Below are 15,830 nucleotides of genomic sequence, written 5' to 3'. Positions count from 1 at the left end.
CCAATTGGAACGTGGGCTTCGACTCCGCTCAGCCTGACAAACTATATAGATAAAAGCAACAAATCCGACAGGTTTTAAAAACCGTCGGATTTGTTGCTTTATAATCTTTGCGTATATTAATTTAATTCACAATTAATAATTCACAATTAACAATTAACAATTATTAACTAACCACTTTATAAGTAGGATCTTCAATTACATTTACTTTAATAACAGCATCGGCATTTTTTAGCAATTGCCTGCAGTCTTCGCTTAAATGTTTTAGCTCAACGGTTTTATTTTCCTGATTGTATTTTTTTGTCAGATTATTTAAAGCTTCAATTGCCGACATATCAGAAACACGGCTTTCTTTAAAATCAATAATTACGTGATTCGGATCATTTTGAATGTCAAATTTGTCCATAAAAGCACTAACCGACCCAAAAAATAACGGTCCGTAAATCTCATAATACTTTATACCATTTTCATCAATAAAATGTCTGGCACGAATTCTTTTGGCGCTTTCCCAAGCAAAAACCAAAGCCGAAATAATCACACCAATTAAAACCGCCAAAGCCAGATTGTGCAGTACAATTGTAATCACGGCAACCAAAATCCCAACAAAAATATCATGTTTCGGCATTTTGTTTATAATCCTGAAACTTGCCCATTCAAAAGTAGTAATTGCCACCATCATCATGACGCCGACCAAAGCTGCCATTGGTAATTTTCCAATAACAGGAGCTCCAAAAAGAATAATCATTAAAATGGTCAAAGAAGCAATTATCCCTGAAAGTCGTGCACGAGAACCTGCTCCAAGATTTACTAAAGTCTGCGCAATCATCGGGCACCCTCCCATTCCGTAGAAAAAACCGTTTAAAATGTTCGAACTTCCCTGCGCAATACATTCGCGATTGCTGTTTCCGCGTGTTCCTGTAATCTCATCAACTAAATTCAGTGTCAGCAAACCCTCGGTCAAACCAACCGCTGCAACAATTACTGAATACGGAAATATGATTTTAAAAGTATCAAACGAAAGAGGAATATTCGGAATATGAAAAGGAGGAAATCCGCCTTGAACAGAAGCAATGTCTTCAACCGTTTTGGTTTCGATATTAAAGATAATAACCAAAGCAAAAACCACCATAATGGCCACTAAAGAAGCCGGAACTGCTTTTGTAATTTTAGGAAAAACCAAAACAATAGCAATTGTCAGTGCAACCAATCCCAACATAATATACAGCGGCGTTCCCTGAAGCCAAGAAACCTGACCGTTGACAATGGTTTTAAACTGTTCCAGCTGTGACATAAAAATCACAACCGCCAGTCCGTTTACAAAACCAAACATCACGGGCTGTGGCACTAGCCGAATAAATTTCCCGAGTTTAAAAAGTCCGATACAGATTTGAACCACTCCGCCAAGCGCTACGGCAGCAAAAACATATTCTATTCCGTGCGATTTCATCAAGGCGATCAAAACAATAACCGTTGCCCCTGCCCCGCCCGAAATCATTCCGGGTCTTCCGCCAAAAATAGCCGTTACCAATCCAGCAATAAAAGCGGCATACAAACCAACCAAAGGCGGAAATCCAGCCAAAATAGCAAACGACAGCGACTCCGGAATCATGGTCATCGCGACAGTTAAACCGGCTAAAATTTCATTTTTATAATTGACTTTTTGAGTAAAATCGAAGAGTTGGAATGCTTTTTTCATAGACCGCAAATGTAGAAAATATTGACCGAAAAGAGGACAAAGCATTTTAAACGAAAAAATAAATTATTCCAGTCTCACACAAGTATAGCCCAGACAATGCACATAATCAATAATATTATCACATTCCAGATCAATACCTTCAACCCTTAATATTTTATCACAGTCTTCCAGATCAAAATTAATTTTGTAATCTGGAAACTGAGTCTGGATAACAGCAATAACATAATTTTTATCTGCCTCTTTCTGGACATTTGTTTTAAAAACTTCCACTACCATAACCATCTAGATTTGAGTATCTTAAAGTTAATAAAAAACTTTTATCCAAACAATTAGAAAATGTGGCAATTAGAAAATTTCACAAATAGATAATAAACCTCAAAACTATTAACAAAAAATTCCCGTATAAATACGTAGTGCTAAGTACCTATTAATCACTATACTTGTGTCATAATAAATTGTAAATAACACCATCGCTTTTCTGTAGGTTGAAAATCTTTGAATGTTTATACTAAATTTTGGGGCATAAAGTGAGATAACATATCGGCAGCGATTATGAATCTCACTTTTATTTTTATGTTATTACCCACTTCCAAATAGTTTTCTTTAAAAAAGAAGAGCAGACAGCAGTGATGTTTGCTCTTCTTAATCTCACGCTAAAGTTAGCTCCAGACCAAAATTTGAAACCTATACTCCTTAGCCTCTCTGAGCCTTTACCCTTCAAAAAAACACCTATAAATACGTATTACCTCAATTTTAATTAATAGTAATATTGCGACCAAATAATTTTTACTGTAGAATTTAATTTCCGTAAGGTAACTAATCCGTAATGCAATTTTAAAAAAGCAACAGTGCAAAAGCTCAACTTTATGTTTGGGCTTTTTTTTGTGCCAACATCAGTATAATTTCATATTCAGCATCTTAAGTAATTATATACATTTTTGCCCTATTTAGATACAACGAAAACTTTTAGGGACAAAAGAAGCCTTCATTATGCTTTTACTTTTGTAAACCTTTTATTACAAACGACCAAAAGGAATGTTAAATTAAATTATAAGATGATGAAAAAAATACTATGTATGCTGTTATTAATTCAGACAGGATTTTTGATGGCTCAAACTGAGACCGTTGCAACTGTAAACGGAAAAAAAATAACATTTAATCCAAACAGCCTTACTACAGCTAATAACGGTTTAACTGCTTCAGGCGGGAATATTCAATTTGGAGGCGCTTTAACACAACCTTCCATTTTAACCACCACCTCAGCTTTTACACTAGCAATAAAAGGACTGCAAGCAGGAGCTAATTCTGATAATGTACTAGTAGTAGATGCAAACGGAATTTTAAAAAGTATATCTCATTCAAGTTTCGGAGATAATTTAGGAAATCATATTGCGACCATGGATTTAGATATGAGTAAAAAGAATATCTTGAATATTTTTAATGCGTATGTTAAAAATGACCTTCAAATTGCTGACAGAGATACAAATAACTCTAATTATTTCAGCATCTATAAAAATGCTGGAATATTGGGTATCTGGAATAATTCAAAAAGTGGTAATGATTTTCAGATTGACGAAACCACAAGAAAAACCGGTGTAAATAATTTGTCCATTTTCAGAGGTACAGATGGATCAATACCAGCAGTCGGATCTATTGCAACAGCTGCTGATAATACAGGTAACTTAATATGGAAAAGTCCGAATGCTGTTGTAGGGGCACAAGCATGGGCATTACTTGGCAATACGGGTACTACACCTGGAACTAATTTCTTAGGCACATCAGACAATCAAGATATGGTTGTAAAAACCAACAATATCGAAAGAATGAGAATTGAAAAGGCTGGAAATGTTGGAATTGGTACTATTAGTCCTAAAAACAAATTCAGTGTTTCTGGCGGGCCTCTTTCACAAGATGACTGGGCTAATGGAGATAAATTCTTATTGTTAGGAATGACGGGAGCTAATAAAATTACCGAAGAAGGAAATATGGGTAACGGATATTACGCTGGTGCCATAACTGATGTTAATAATAATCCTCTTTCTGTAAATAGCGGATTTCACGCATGGTATACTGCAGTAGGCGGTGCATGGTCGAAAAAAATGACATTGGATCCTAACGGAAACCTTAATTTTACTGGAGCTTTAAAAATTGGAGACCTACCTGCAGGTGTCGCAACTGAATCTCTTTTAACAACTGATGCAAGCGGAAATGTGCATAAATTAGCTGCCGGAAGTTTTGGTGACAACTTAGGAAATCATACCGCTACACAAGACTTAGTAATGAGTTCTAAAAATATTTCCGGAGCGGCAAACGTTACAGCAAGCGGTACAATTACGGGTGCAAATATCACAGCTACGACAAAAACAACTACGCCTGCAGCACAAATTACTACAGGTGCTGGAGCTGGTAAAATAGCCGTTTCAGATGCATCGGGTAATGTGACATGGACAGATCCTGCTACAATTACTACTGCTCCAGTTACTGCTGATAACGGATTAACAGTAACTTCAAGTAAAGTACAGCTTGGAGGAGATCTAAATAAAGCTACGACTATTTCAACTTCTGCTTCAAATACGTTAGCCATTACAGGATTACAATCAGGCGCAGCAACAGATAATGTTGTAGTATCAGATACAAATGGAGTTTTAAAAACAGTTGCAGGTTCGACTATGCAAATTGAACCATGGCAAATAAAAGCTACTACAAATAAAGCTACTGCAAATACAGATAATATCTTTCAAATGGGTCAGGTAGGCATTGGTACCAACAATATGTTAGGCAATACAGATCCAAATGTTAAGCTAGCCGTAAACGGTGCGATTATCACTCCTACTTCCTACTACGCCGATTATGTTTTTGAAGATTATTTAGATGGAAAATCAGAAATCAAATCAGAGTATGCTTTCAAATCTTTAGATGAAGTATCGAAATTCATCACTGAAAATAAACACTTACCAGGTGTAACAAGTATTAAAGACCTTAAAAGAAACGAAAAAGGCGAATACATTTTTAATATTACTGATCTTTCTATTCAGTCGCTTGAAAAAATCGAAGAGTTGTATCTGCACACCATAGAGCAGCAAAAACAGCTGGAAGCAAATGACAAAAATATTACAGAGCAGAAAAAACAGCTTGAGGCAAATGAAAAAACAATGAAAGAAATGAACAATCGTATTGACAGTCTTGAAAAGTTAATAAAAGGAATGAGCAAATAAATTTATCTCTTTAAAAAAGTTTAATTATTTATAAAAAACAGCAGCAAAATATTTTGCTGCTGTTTTTGTTTTGTACTGCTTCTATTTCCTGTTGCTTAAACTGAACAATAAACAGGGAGTAAGTTGTTCTTAATTTTCTAAAATTATAATTCTTACAAATTTGAAGATTTTTTTTTAAAACCCTCAATAGAAGCCTTGTATTGCATGTTTAAAAACATAAGTTTTATACTACAATGACTACAAAATAAATGTTAAATACTGACAATCAATGCAATACATCTCTTCTAACACTGCATTTTACCCTAATTCAATATAACGAAAACTTTTAAGGGCAAAAAGCATCTGTCATGCTGAACTAATTTTGCACGTCTTTTAGAACAAACCACTAAAGACACACTTACAAATGTTTATAAAAAACTTTGAAGTGTTAAAGTGTAAAGGAAATTAAAAAACAAAAAGATGAAAAAGATAGTTTGCATACTATTATTAATTCAAGGAACATTTGTGATGGCCCAGACAGAGACGCTAGTCACTATAAATGGGAAGAAAGTGACCATTAACCCCAACAGCTTGAATACGGCGGATAATGGTTTAACTGCTTTTGGCGGAAATGTTCAGTTAGGAGGTTCTTTAACAAAGCCTTCTGTTTTAACCACAACTGCAGATTTTACATTAGCTTTAAAAGGACTTCAGACAGGATCAAATACGAATGACATCGTTGTTGTCGATGAAAATGGTGTTCTGAAAATTATACCTAGAACTAATTTAGGAGATAATTTAGGGAACCATATTGCTACTATGGATTTGGACATGAGCAAAAAAAATATCTCAAACATTTTTAATGCCTATGTTAAAAATGATTTACAGCTTTTTGATAAATCCAGTTCAAATACAAATTACTTTGGTTTGTATAAAAACAATGGATTATTTACAATCTGGAACAGTTTTAAAAATACTGCTCCTTTTACAATTGACGAAACAACAGACAAAACTACTTTAGCATCATTAGCTATTTCTAAAGGAACAGATGGTGTAGCACCAGCTGCAGGATATATAGCAACAGCAGTTGATGCTTCTGGTAATGTAGTATGGAAAAATCCAACTTCAATTACAGAATTAACAGGACCTCAAGGTATTCAAGGCATCGCAGGTAATGACGGTGCCAAAGGTGAAACTGGAGCGCAAGGGCCTCAAGGTATTGCAGGTGCTGACGGTGCCAAAGGTGAAACCGGAGCGCAAGGACCTCAAGGTATTGCAGGTGCTGACGGAGCTAAAGGTGAAACTGGAGCGCAAGGACCTCAAGGTATTACAGGTAATGACGGAGCCAAAGGTGAAACTGGAGCACAAGGACCTCAAGGTCTTCAAGGATTAACAGGAGAAACTGGAGCGCAAGGGCCTCAAGGTATCGCAGGTAATGACGGTGCCAAAGGTGAAACTGGAGCGCAAGGACCTCAAGGGATTGCTGGTGTAGCCGGTGAAAAAGGAGACAAAGGAGACAAAGGTGAAACTGGTGCAACTGGACCACAAGGTATCGCAGGTAATGACGGTGCTAAAGGTGAAACTGGAGCGCAAGGACCTCAAGGGATTGCTGGTGTAGCTGGTGACAAAGGTGACAAAGGTGAAACCGGAACAGCTGGAGCTAACGGAATTGACGGAAGAAACGGAATTGACGGAAAAAATGGAATTGATGGAAAAAACGGAGTAGACGGTCAAACGGGAGCAACTGGAGCGCAAGGACCAATCGGATTGACTGGGACTGTTGGAGCAACTGGTGCGCAGGGGCCAAAAGGTGATATTGGGCCGACTGGTTTAACTGGAGCCGTTGGGGCAACCGGAGCTCAGGGACCAATCGGACTTACTGGTGCAGTTGGAGCAACTGGTGCGCAAGGACCAATCGGATTGACTGGAGCTGTTGGAGCAACCGGAGCACAAGGACCAATCGGATTGACTGGTGCTGTTGGAGCAACTGGTGCGCAAGGACCAAAAGGTGACATTGGACTGACTGGTTTAACTGGAGCTGTTGGTGCAACCGGAGCTCAGGGACCAATTGGACTTACTGGTGCTGTTGGAGCAACGGGAGCTCAAGGACCAAAAGGTGATATTGGGCCGACTGGTTTAACTGGAGCTGTTGGTGCAACCGGAGCGCAGGGACCAATCGGACTTACTGGGGCCGTTGGTGCAACCGGAGCACAAGGACCAATCGGACTTACTGGTGCTGTTGGAGCAACTGGTGCGCAGGGACCAATTGGACTTACTGGTGCTGTTGGCGCAACTGGTGCGCAGGGACCAATTGGACTTACTGGGGCCGTTGGTGCAACTGGAGCTCAGGGACCAATCGGACTGACTGGAGCAACCGGTGCAACCGGTCCTGCTGGAGCACCTCCAACAACTGGTGCGGGAACAATGACAGGTACAAACTTAATTACTATTTCTGACGGAGTAAACAATTCATTTAAAAATACAAATATTGGCTTAACAGCTGGTACAGACAAACAAGTATTGCAAACTGTAGGGACAACTCCAACTTGGGTAAATGCATCTACTGTAGTAGGAACACAAGCTTGGACACTGCTTGGTAATGGCGGAACTACTCCTTCTACTAACTTTTTAGGTACTACAGACGCTCAGGATTTGGTTGTAAAAACAAACAATACAGAAAAAATGCGCCTTATGAGTGGTGGAACCTTAGGTATAGGAACATCCACTCCCAATGCTTCAGCCCGTCTGCATGTGTTAGGTGGAAGCCTTATCGCTGCACGAGACGTAAATCCGATCAATATGTTGAGTAATTCTGCTAACGATATTGCAGCTTCAGTAGGAACCTCTGAAACTAGTATTCTTCGATTAGTAAATACTTCTAGTAATGCGACAAGCAATACCGCTCTTTTGAGTTTTAATCCTTACAATGGATCAGGCGCTGATTGGGGTATAGGAGCAATCAATAACTCTACCTCAGCTCATGATATGAATTTCTATATAGGTTATTCAAATGGGGGATCATACTATAAGCGTTTCAACATTCTTCCTAACGGTAATGTGGGTATTGGTACTACAACACCAGCGGCTACACTGGAAGTAAATGGCACCGTACGTATAGATAACCTGCCTGCAGGAGCAGGTTCTGAATCAATTTTGACTGCTGATGCAAGTGGTAATGTACATAAAGTAGCAGCAAACAGTCTGCCGGCTCCAACAACCGGTGCAGGAACAATGACAGGTACAAATCTAATTACTATTTCTGATGGGGTAAACAATTCATTTAAAAACACAAATATTGGCTTAACAGCCGGTACAGACAAACAAGTATTGCAAACTGTAGGAACAATTCCAACATGGGTGGATGCATCATCAATTGTTCCTCCAACAACTGCAAATAACGGTTTAACCGCAGTTTCAAATAATGTGCAATTAGGTGGTACGTTAACACAACCAACTACGCTAACGACAAACGGTACGAATACGTTAACATTTTCGGGTTTACAAACTGGTGGCGCCGCCGATAACATATTAGTTTCTGATGCAACAACAGGTGTTTTAAAGAAAATTGATCCTTCTCTTTTAAACAACTGGCGTACTATTGGTAATTCAGGCACAACTACAGCAAATTTTATAGGTACTACAGATAGTGCTCCACTATACTTCCGTATAAACAATACAAATGCTGGTAGTTTAACTACAACTAATATGGCTTTGGGTTATACAGCTTTTAATACTACTGCTACAGGAGGCGATAATACAGCTATAGGTGCAAATACATTGACAGCAGGAGGCAGCAATTGGGATAATACAGCCATTGGCTACATGGCTTTAGCTAATGCAAAATCAAATGCTAATACAGCAATAGGCAGCAAGGCTTTGATGAGTTTTACAGGATCAGGCGGTGGCTGGAATACGGCTGCAGGTTATTTAGCATTAGCATCAGCCACTACAGGTGCCTATAATAATGCTTTCGGTTCAAGTGCCTTAAATAAAACAACTACTGGAACCAACAATAATGCCTTTGGTATCAATGCCGGATTCAATAATTCAACTGGTTCGTATAATATATTTTTGGGAGACAGTTCAGGTAACACAAATACCACAGGAAATAATAATATCTTTATTGGGGCTTCTGCAGATGCAACTTCAGCCGCACTGACCAACGCAACCGCTATAGGTTATAATGCTAAAGTAGGACAAAGCAATAGTATTATACTGGGTGGTACAGGAGCAGATGCTGTAAAAGTTGGAATTGGCAATACCGCTCCTACAAACACTTTACATGTAACCAGTACTGCAAACCCAGTTCGTTTTGAAGGTTTACAAACAAGTGCTACACCGGCTACAGATAATATAGTAGTAGCAGATGCAACTGGAATTCTAAAAACTGTATCAAGCGCATCAATGGCAATTGAACCATGGCAAGTACAAGGTGGTACTAACAAAGCAACTGCGAATACAGATAACATTTATCAAATGGGTACAGTAGGTATTGGAACCAACAATATGCTTGGAAGCTCAAACCCCAATGTTAAGCTTGCTGTAAACGGTTCTATCATCACTCCTACTTCATACTATGCCGATTACGTTTTTGAAGATTATTTAGATGGCAAATCAGATATTAAATCTTCATACGCATTCAAATCTTTAGATGAAGTAGAGAAATTTATTACCGAGAACAAACACTTGCCAGGTGTAACAAGTATTAAAGATCTTAAGAGAAACGAAAAAGGCGAATACATCTTTAATATGACTGATCTTTCTATACAGTCACTTGAAAAAATTGAAGAGCTTTATCTGCACACTATCGAGCAGCAAAAAGAGCTTGAAGCAAACAAAAAAGAGATGAAAGAAATGAACGATCGTATAAGTTCTCTTGAAAAATTAATAAAAGACAATATTAAATAAGCCGCATTTCAAGATTCTATAAACATAAACAGCAGCAAAAATATTTGCTGCTGTTTTTTTTTAGGAGACGAAGGTTCAGGAGAACAAAGATTTTTATTGAAGCACACAAAAAATTTTAACCTCATTCTGCCATAAGCAAAACTTTTAGAGGCAAAAACATCACTGTTGCGATATTAATTTTGCACTCTAAATCAGACTCTTGTATTAAACATAAGACTAATACACACTTTGAACAGTAAAATACATCTACTGATTTCAATTGAATGCATAGCTAATAGTTACAAAAGTTTCATTAAGAATTTAAAATTATATCAAAATGAAAAACAATTAGAAACAACGTTTCAAATCGCTTAAAAGAACAAGCAAACTAAGCAGTTCTTTTTTTTAAACATAAATGAATTAACTATTTCAAATATTTTTTAAATGATACAGAATTTTAACAAATCTAGAAAAACGAGATTTTATTTTTCTATTCTCTTTGCGATGATGATGTGGCTTCCGGCAAAGATTAGGGCGCAGGAAGCGCAGGGTACACAATTGAATCCCACGGCTGCATACACCCTTCAGTCACAAAGCAGTACTTATACACCGCTCGTTGGTGGTACATCCGTAACTGCTATTAATGTAGATGATGCAGTAAGTACTGCATTGCCTATTGGGTTTACCTTTTCAGCCGGTTGTACAGATTATACCACATTTTACGCCAGTTCTAATGGAACTTTATCTTTTGGCCAAGCTATTTCAGCTACAAGTGCTTCTGTGACATCGGGAGCAACAGTATTATCTCCTTTGTGGGCTGATTTAAGCGGTGTTGGAGGAGCATTCTCATACCAAACCAGCGGTACAGCACCTAACCGAGTATTAACGGCAGAATGGAAAAACTGGAAATGGAATTATAGTGCAACAGGGCCAGTAATTAGTTTTCAGGTGAAAATTTACGAAAGCACTAATACGGTCGAATATATTTACAATCAAGCAGCAAATCCTGTTAGTGCAGGTTCAAACGCTGCCATTGGTATTTATTATTATGACGGTACTCCGACTGAAGTAGAGGCATGGCTTACTAATTCTGGTACAAACCCTGGAACTTCTACAACTTTGGCAACCCCAATTACTGCACGCCCTACAAGTGGACAGTTGTATCGTTTCACTATGACTAACCGCACCTGCGAATATTATGGACAAACCATAATTAATGCCGCTGGTGGTATGCTTGCAAATGGTTCCGACGGACTTAGGATTAATTTATCTGGAGCAGGTAATATGCAAATACGCAGAAGATGGAATGCACCCGGTGTTGGTAGATTTCAGATTTATGCTCCTAGCCAAGATATAACAAATGGTACTACCCGGCCTTATGATGTGCCCGGTACTACACACGGTTTAGTGCTTTCTATAGGAAATACAACCTATGCTGGTGGAACTATGTATCCAAACAGTCTTGATCAGAGACTTACAGTTATAAGCAGTACTAAGCAGTCTGATATTCAAAACGGAAATAATTATGTAGATGTGATCAAAATGGCTGCAGTCAAAAATGGTTTAACTTATTATTTAGAAGTAAAATACACCTACACTTTTCCTGATACCAATTTCCTTATTGATTACAAAGTAACGATACCAGCAGGCAATACAGAGAAAGTGCAACTGGCACATGGGTGGGATACTTACTTAGATGGAGATGATTTTGGGCCAGGATTTGTAAAGGGAACTGCACCTAACTTAATTGTGGGAGTAGCACGAGCACCTGCATATGAAGCTTTCCAGTATAAAGGAGGTGTTGCATGGTCTGGTTATTATTCTGCTTTCTACAACAGTACTAATAGTGACTTGGGTTCATCTTCTCCGAAACCTTGGATGGTTTTTAATAATACTGTTGATGGAACTAATGTCGATAATGGTATAGGTATTTCAATGGATTTTGGTTCTACTCCAGGTACTTTTGAGAGTAATAATGCGGTTATATTTCAGTGTGCTGCCGGAGATAATGCACCAACTTTAAGCAGTGCAACAGCGAAAAAGTGTACAGGAACTAATATTAATTTGAACAGTTATTTAACTTCTTCACCGCCTGCAGGTGCATTAATACAGTGGAAAGATGCCTCTAATACAGTGGTTGCAGATCCTGCTAATGTAAGTGTTGCAGGAGTATATACTGTAACTTATTATTCTGGAAGTTATGCTTGTTCATCTCCAGGTGCTACGCTAACAGTTACTGATGATAATACATGTGCAATCTGTTACAAACCTGCCGTTACAACAGGTACAACAGAACCTACAAAAACCATTATATCAACATTAGACCGAGTAGCTGTACCTCGAAACCTATCAGACCCAAGAGCAGGAAGCCTTATCTTAGAGTCAAAAACAAAAGGTATGGTATTGACAAGAATAGCTTCGCCAGAAACTGCTATTACAAATCCTATTGAAGGAATGATTGTTTACGACACCGTAAATAATGTAATAAAACTATACAACGGCGCAACATGGCATGCCATGACGCAACAAGGCTGTCCTGATTTTTAAATTTTAACCGATAATCGTCGGAATTAAAAGGAAGAATAAAATATAAAAAACAGATTTTGATATTGACATTAACATTGATGATTGCATTGCTGATTATAATTTCATCAATATCAAACAAAAACGAATAATTATGAAAAAAATACTTATAGCAATTTGTGTAGTTTTTGCAGGATTAACAGCAAATGCACAATCAAGTATCGGAAAAAATATGCCTCCGGATGGTTCAGGTATCCTTGATTTTAATGCTGGAGGAAAAGCAGGTATTGTCCTTCCATGGGTAACTACATTACCAACCGGAACAGCTCTGACAGGCGGTGTTATGATATACGATGCCAACCTAAAAAAAGTAATGTATTATAATGGCACAAGCTGGATCGATTTATCAAATCATACTGGAGCTGTTGATTTATCGATTCAGGCCTCAGTGCCTGAAACTCCAATTAAAGGAACTGTTATTGGAGCGCAGAGCAGCAGTGTAGATGGTGTACTTGTTTTAGAATCGTCAAACAAAGCTTTGATTCTTCCTAAAGTAGTTTCACCACATCTTAACATTGTAAAACCTATGGCAGGAACCATTTGTTATGATACCGTAAAAAAAATGGTATGCATCTATAATGGTTCTGAATGGACATTTTGGAAATAAATACCACACAATTAAAATTCTAGAAAAGATGAATAAAACGTTAAAAACACTAGCACTATTATTTTTTATGATGAGTTCTCAGTTCTTTTTTGCCCAACAGGCAGATAATAATCGAGAAGGTCAAAGAAGATCAAGAGAAAATCATAGAAGAATTGATGACCGAGCTTCGGCACTGAGAGAGGAACAAAAAGCTATCGAATTTAAAAAATCGCAAAACCAGTCTTCTGTAAAAGATCAGAAAGCGTGGGATGATAGAATTTCTCAACTTAAAAAAGAACAGTTGGATATCGACACAAAAAACAGAAAATTGGCCGAACAGGAAAATAGCTTAAATGCAACGAATGATAAAATAAACAAACTTCAGGCAGATCAAGATGCTGAGTTTAAAAAAAATGGTACATCGCCAAAGGATGAAAACATTCGTAAACAAAGAGCTATTGCGAAAGACAATCTAAATAAGCTTCAGCAAATTCAAATGCAGCAACAAGCAGACATAGACAAAACTGTGACGACACCATAATTTTTTTTTTTATTTTTGAACTGCCCTCAAAAAAGTATTTAACTTTTTGAGGGCAATTTTATTTTAAAACATTTTTTCGGCAAAAACAGGTATAAATACGTGTTCTCTATTTTTTAATTAGCAGTATTATTGCTTCTAATAATTTTTATTTGATATTATATTACTGATAGTGGAATATTTTAAATAATGTCATTTTTTTTGAACTTACAAAGAGAGATTTTTAATCGATTTAACCGATTTGAAATCTCTCTTTGTTATTTTACCAAAAATCAAATTTCTGGTCGTATTTTTGCGTTCTCTAAACGCCACGAAAATTAATGCCCAAATCAATATGATACGAGAACATTACATTCCCTTCAATAAGGAATTCTTACTCGAACAGCAAATTGCAGCTTTTTCTGAAGATCAAAAGAAAATAGATGATTTTAAAAAATTATTCGATATAATCGAACATTATTATCATTACGAAGCCTTTAATCTAAACCGAAATCTCAAACAGCACTACGCCCTATTCGATCCTGATTTAAGCGAAAAAGAACGCAAAAGTTTTATTGGTAAAAGCGATTTTTCGGTTTTTAAGGAAACGCTCCTTACCGTTTTAGATCGAGGCAACTATCATCGAATAGAAAAGGAAACTTTAGATGAAGCTTTTCAAGAATCAGACTTGATTGGCTTAAATTTATCGATTGATTTTAATGCTTTCAAAGATTATGAACTTTACGTTCGCGGTCATCATACCGCAAAAGAAAAGGTTTCAAAATTTATTTTCTGGAAAAAAGAAATCGAAATCGAATATTACGACCGTGTTTTAATTTACCTAAATTACAGCGATGTCGATTATTTGGCTAAAAAGAAAGTCAAATTAGGAAAAATGCCAATCGACCCGGGTTCTATTGCACTGAAAATCTTTAAGCGCGTTCCTAAAAATGATCTTGAAACGATTTTCCCAAATGCAGTTCCAAGAATGTCTTTGAAAGATAAATTATTGCTTTGGGTTCCTGGAATTTTTGGTGGAATTTCATTGTTGAGCGCCAAAGTAATTCCGGCCTTAATTAATATGTATAATGCTTATGAAACTGGAGAAGCTATTAATCTGTTAAACAGCAAAACTTCACTAAACCAGGGTTTAATAGCTTTAGGAATTTTATCCATTTATTGTTTCCGCCAATACAACAACTTTGTAAACAAAAAAATAAGGTATTCTAAAATTCTTTCAGACAGTTTGTATTTCAAAAACCTTGGAAACAACAGCGGTGCTTTTTATTCGCTTTTAAATTCATCTGAAGAAGAAGTTTTAAAAGAAACCATCCTAGCGTATTCTTTTTTAAACCGAAGCAATCATCCACTGACAGCAGAAGAACTGGATACACAAATAGAATCTTGGTTTGAAACAAAATTAAAAACCGAGTTAGATTTTGATGTAAACGATGCTTTATTGAAATTAAAAAGCATTGGTCTTGGAATTGAGATCAACGGAAAATGGAGCGTAATTCCGCTAAACGATGCATTAATTAAAATTGATGAATTGTGGGACAGTGTTTTTGAATATAATCTGGCATAGCAAGTTTTTTAATTTAAAGAAATCTTGATATTTTTTCTAAATTGCTTAAAATAGAATTTATGAACAGAATTATTACTGCTTTAGTATTGTTTTTAATTAGTTTAAACGGCTATAGTCAGACAGCTAAAGAATATTTTCTTAGTGGGGGTACAAAACATAGTGCCAAAGATTATAAAGGAGAGATTGAAGATTATGACAAAGCTATTGTCCTTGATCCCAATGTCGATATGTACATCTACAGCAGAGGGATGGCTAAGTTTTGTCTGGAAAATTATAGTGCGGCAATTGAAGATTACAACAAAGCCTTGAAAATTTCTTATAACAAAGATTTTGTTTATCACCTTAGAGGGTCGGCAAAATGCAAGCAGAAAAACTACGAAGGCGCAATTGAAGATTTTGATAAAGCCATTGCGATTAATCCCGAATACTATTATGCTTATCTGTCAAGAGGAACGGCAAAAGATCTAATAAAAGATTACAATAGTGCTATTGAAGATTTTACTCGAGCTCAGGCAATTCATCCCGATGAAAAAGAACCTTATTTATTAAGAGCAAAGTCCAAACAGAATTTAAAAGATTATGAAGGAGCACTCAACGATTATTCCAAATTTGTGCGAATGAGAGGCAATGTCGATTTAATCTATTACGATAGAGGTATTTGCAAAATTGCTTTAAACCAAAAAGAAGACGGTTGCAACGATTTGAGCAGTGCAAGTCATTGGGATGAAGATAAACCTAAAGTTCTGGAAGCTATAAAAAAGTACTGTAAATAATCCTATTTTCAA

The 15,830-nt window shown here is 36.9% G+C and carries 9 protein-coding genes; 7 read left to right on the top strand and 2 right to left on the bottom strand.

What is annotated here, in order from left to right:
* Window positions 1–163: 163 nt before the first annotated feature.
* Both GKZ88_RS12180 and GKZ88_RS12175 read right to left on the bottom strand, forming a co-directional pair.
* On the bottom strand, window positions 164–1,693 hold the full coding sequence (locus tag GKZ88_RS12180; protein ID WP_155102646.1) for a SulP family inorganic anion transporter: 1,530 nt from the start codon (window positions 1,691–1,693) through the stop codon (window positions 164–166).
* A 63-nt stretch (window positions 1,694–1,756) separates the two neighbouring features.
* Window positions 1,757–1,969 carry a hypothetical protein gene (locus GKZ88_RS12175; protein ID WP_155102645.1) on the bottom strand — a complete coding sequence of 71 codons (213 nt, stop codon included), beginning with the start codon at window positions 1,967–1,969 and terminating at the stop codon, window positions 1,757–1,759.
* Window positions 1,970–2,751: 782 nt separating this feature from the next.
* On the opposite strand from GKZ88_RS12175, the gene GKZ88_RS12170 reads away from it, so the two are divergent.
* From GKZ88_RS12170 to GKZ88_RS12140, 7 genes are all read left to right on the top strand, one after another.
* A complete protein-coding gene (locus GKZ88_RS12170; RefSeq protein WP_155102644.1) occupies window positions 2,752–4,908 on the top strand; it encodes a hypothetical protein in 2,157 nt (718 codons plus the stop codon).
* Window positions 4,909–5,367: 459 nt separating this feature from the next.
* Window positions 5,368–9,795: a collagen-like protein gene (locus GKZ88_RS22640; RefSeq protein WP_155102643.1), complete on the top strand. Its 4,428-nt coding sequence runs from the start codon at window positions 5,368–5,370 to the stop codon at window positions 9,793–9,795.
* A gap of 423 nt (window positions 9,796–10,218) precedes the next feature.
* Window positions 10,219–12,321, top strand: a complete 2,103-nt coding sequence (locus GKZ88_RS12160; protein ID WP_155102642.1) for a hypothetical protein — start codon at window positions 10,219–10,221, stop codon at window positions 12,319–12,321.
* A gap of 130 nt (window positions 12,322–12,451) precedes the next feature.
* Window positions 12,452–12,964 (top strand): hypothetical protein, encoded by a 513-nt coding sequence (locus tag GKZ88_RS12155; protein ID WP_155102641.1) that lies wholly within the window; start codon window positions 12,452–12,454, stop codon window positions 12,962–12,964.
* Between the two features lie 28 nt (window positions 12,965–12,992).
* Window positions 12,993–13,484, top strand: coding sequence for a hypothetical protein (locus tag GKZ88_RS12150; protein WP_155102640.1), 492 nt, complete (start codon window positions 12,993–12,995; stop codon window positions 13,482–13,484).
* Between the two features lie 331 nt (window positions 13,485–13,815).
* Window positions 13,816–15,045, top strand: a complete 1,230-nt coding sequence (locus tag GKZ88_RS12145; protein WP_155102639.1) for a TMEM143 family protein — start codon at window positions 13,816–13,818, stop codon at window positions 15,043–15,045.
* A 59-nt stretch (window positions 15,046–15,104) separates the two neighbouring features.
* On the top strand, window positions 15,105–15,818 hold the full coding sequence (locus GKZ88_RS12140) for a tetratricopeptide repeat protein (protein ID WP_155102638.1): 714 nt from the start codon (window positions 15,105–15,107) through the stop codon (window positions 15,816–15,818).
* Window positions 15,819–15,830 lie beyond the last annotated feature (12 nt).

The sequence above is a fragment of the Flavobacterium sp. LC2016-01 genome (genome assembly GCF_009711135.1).
Classification (GTDB): domain Bacteria; phylum Bacteroidota; class Bacteroidia; order Flavobacteriales; family Flavobacteriaceae; genus Flavobacterium.
The sequence above is the reverse complement of the archived record's forward strand: the minus strand, read 5'-3'. Positions and strand labels throughout refer to the sequence as shown.

What these genes read in the sequence shown, in the direction of transcription:
- GKZ88_RS12180 (WP_155102646.1), bottom strand. Translation starts at nt 1,693, where the DNA reads ATGAAAAAAGCATTCCAACTCTTCGATTTTACTCAAAAAGTCAATTAT.
- GKZ88_RS12175 (WP_155102645.1), bottom strand. Translation starts at nt 1,969, where the DNA reads ATGGTAGTGGAAGTTTTTAAAACAAATGTCCAGAAAGAGGCAGATAAA.
- GKZ88_RS12170 (WP_155102644.1), top strand. Translation starts at nt 2,752, where the DNA reads ATGAAAAAAATACTATGTATGCTGTTATTAATTCAGACAGGATTTTTG.
- GKZ88_RS22640 (WP_155102643.1), top strand. Translation starts at nt 5,368, where the DNA reads ATGAAAAAGATAGTTTGCATACTATTATTAATTCAAGGAACATTTGTG.
- GKZ88_RS12160 (WP_155102642.1), top strand. Translation starts at nt 10,219, where the DNA reads ATGATACAGAATTTTAACAAATCTAGAAAAACGAGATTTTATTTTTCT.
- GKZ88_RS12155 (WP_155102641.1), top strand. Translation starts at nt 12,452, where the DNA reads ATGAAAAAAATACTTATAGCAATTTGTGTAGTTTTTGCAGGATTAACA.
- GKZ88_RS12150 (WP_155102640.1), top strand. Translation starts at nt 12,993, where the DNA reads ATGAATAAAACGTTAAAAACACTAGCACTATTATTTTTTATGATGAGT.
- GKZ88_RS12145 (WP_155102639.1), top strand. Translation starts at nt 13,816, where the DNA reads ATGATACGAGAACATTACATTCCCTTCAATAAGGAATTCTTACTCGAA.
- GKZ88_RS12140 (WP_155102638.1), top strand. Translation starts at nt 15,105, where the DNA reads ATGAACAGAATTATTACTGCTTTAGTATTGTTTTTAATTAGTTTAAAC.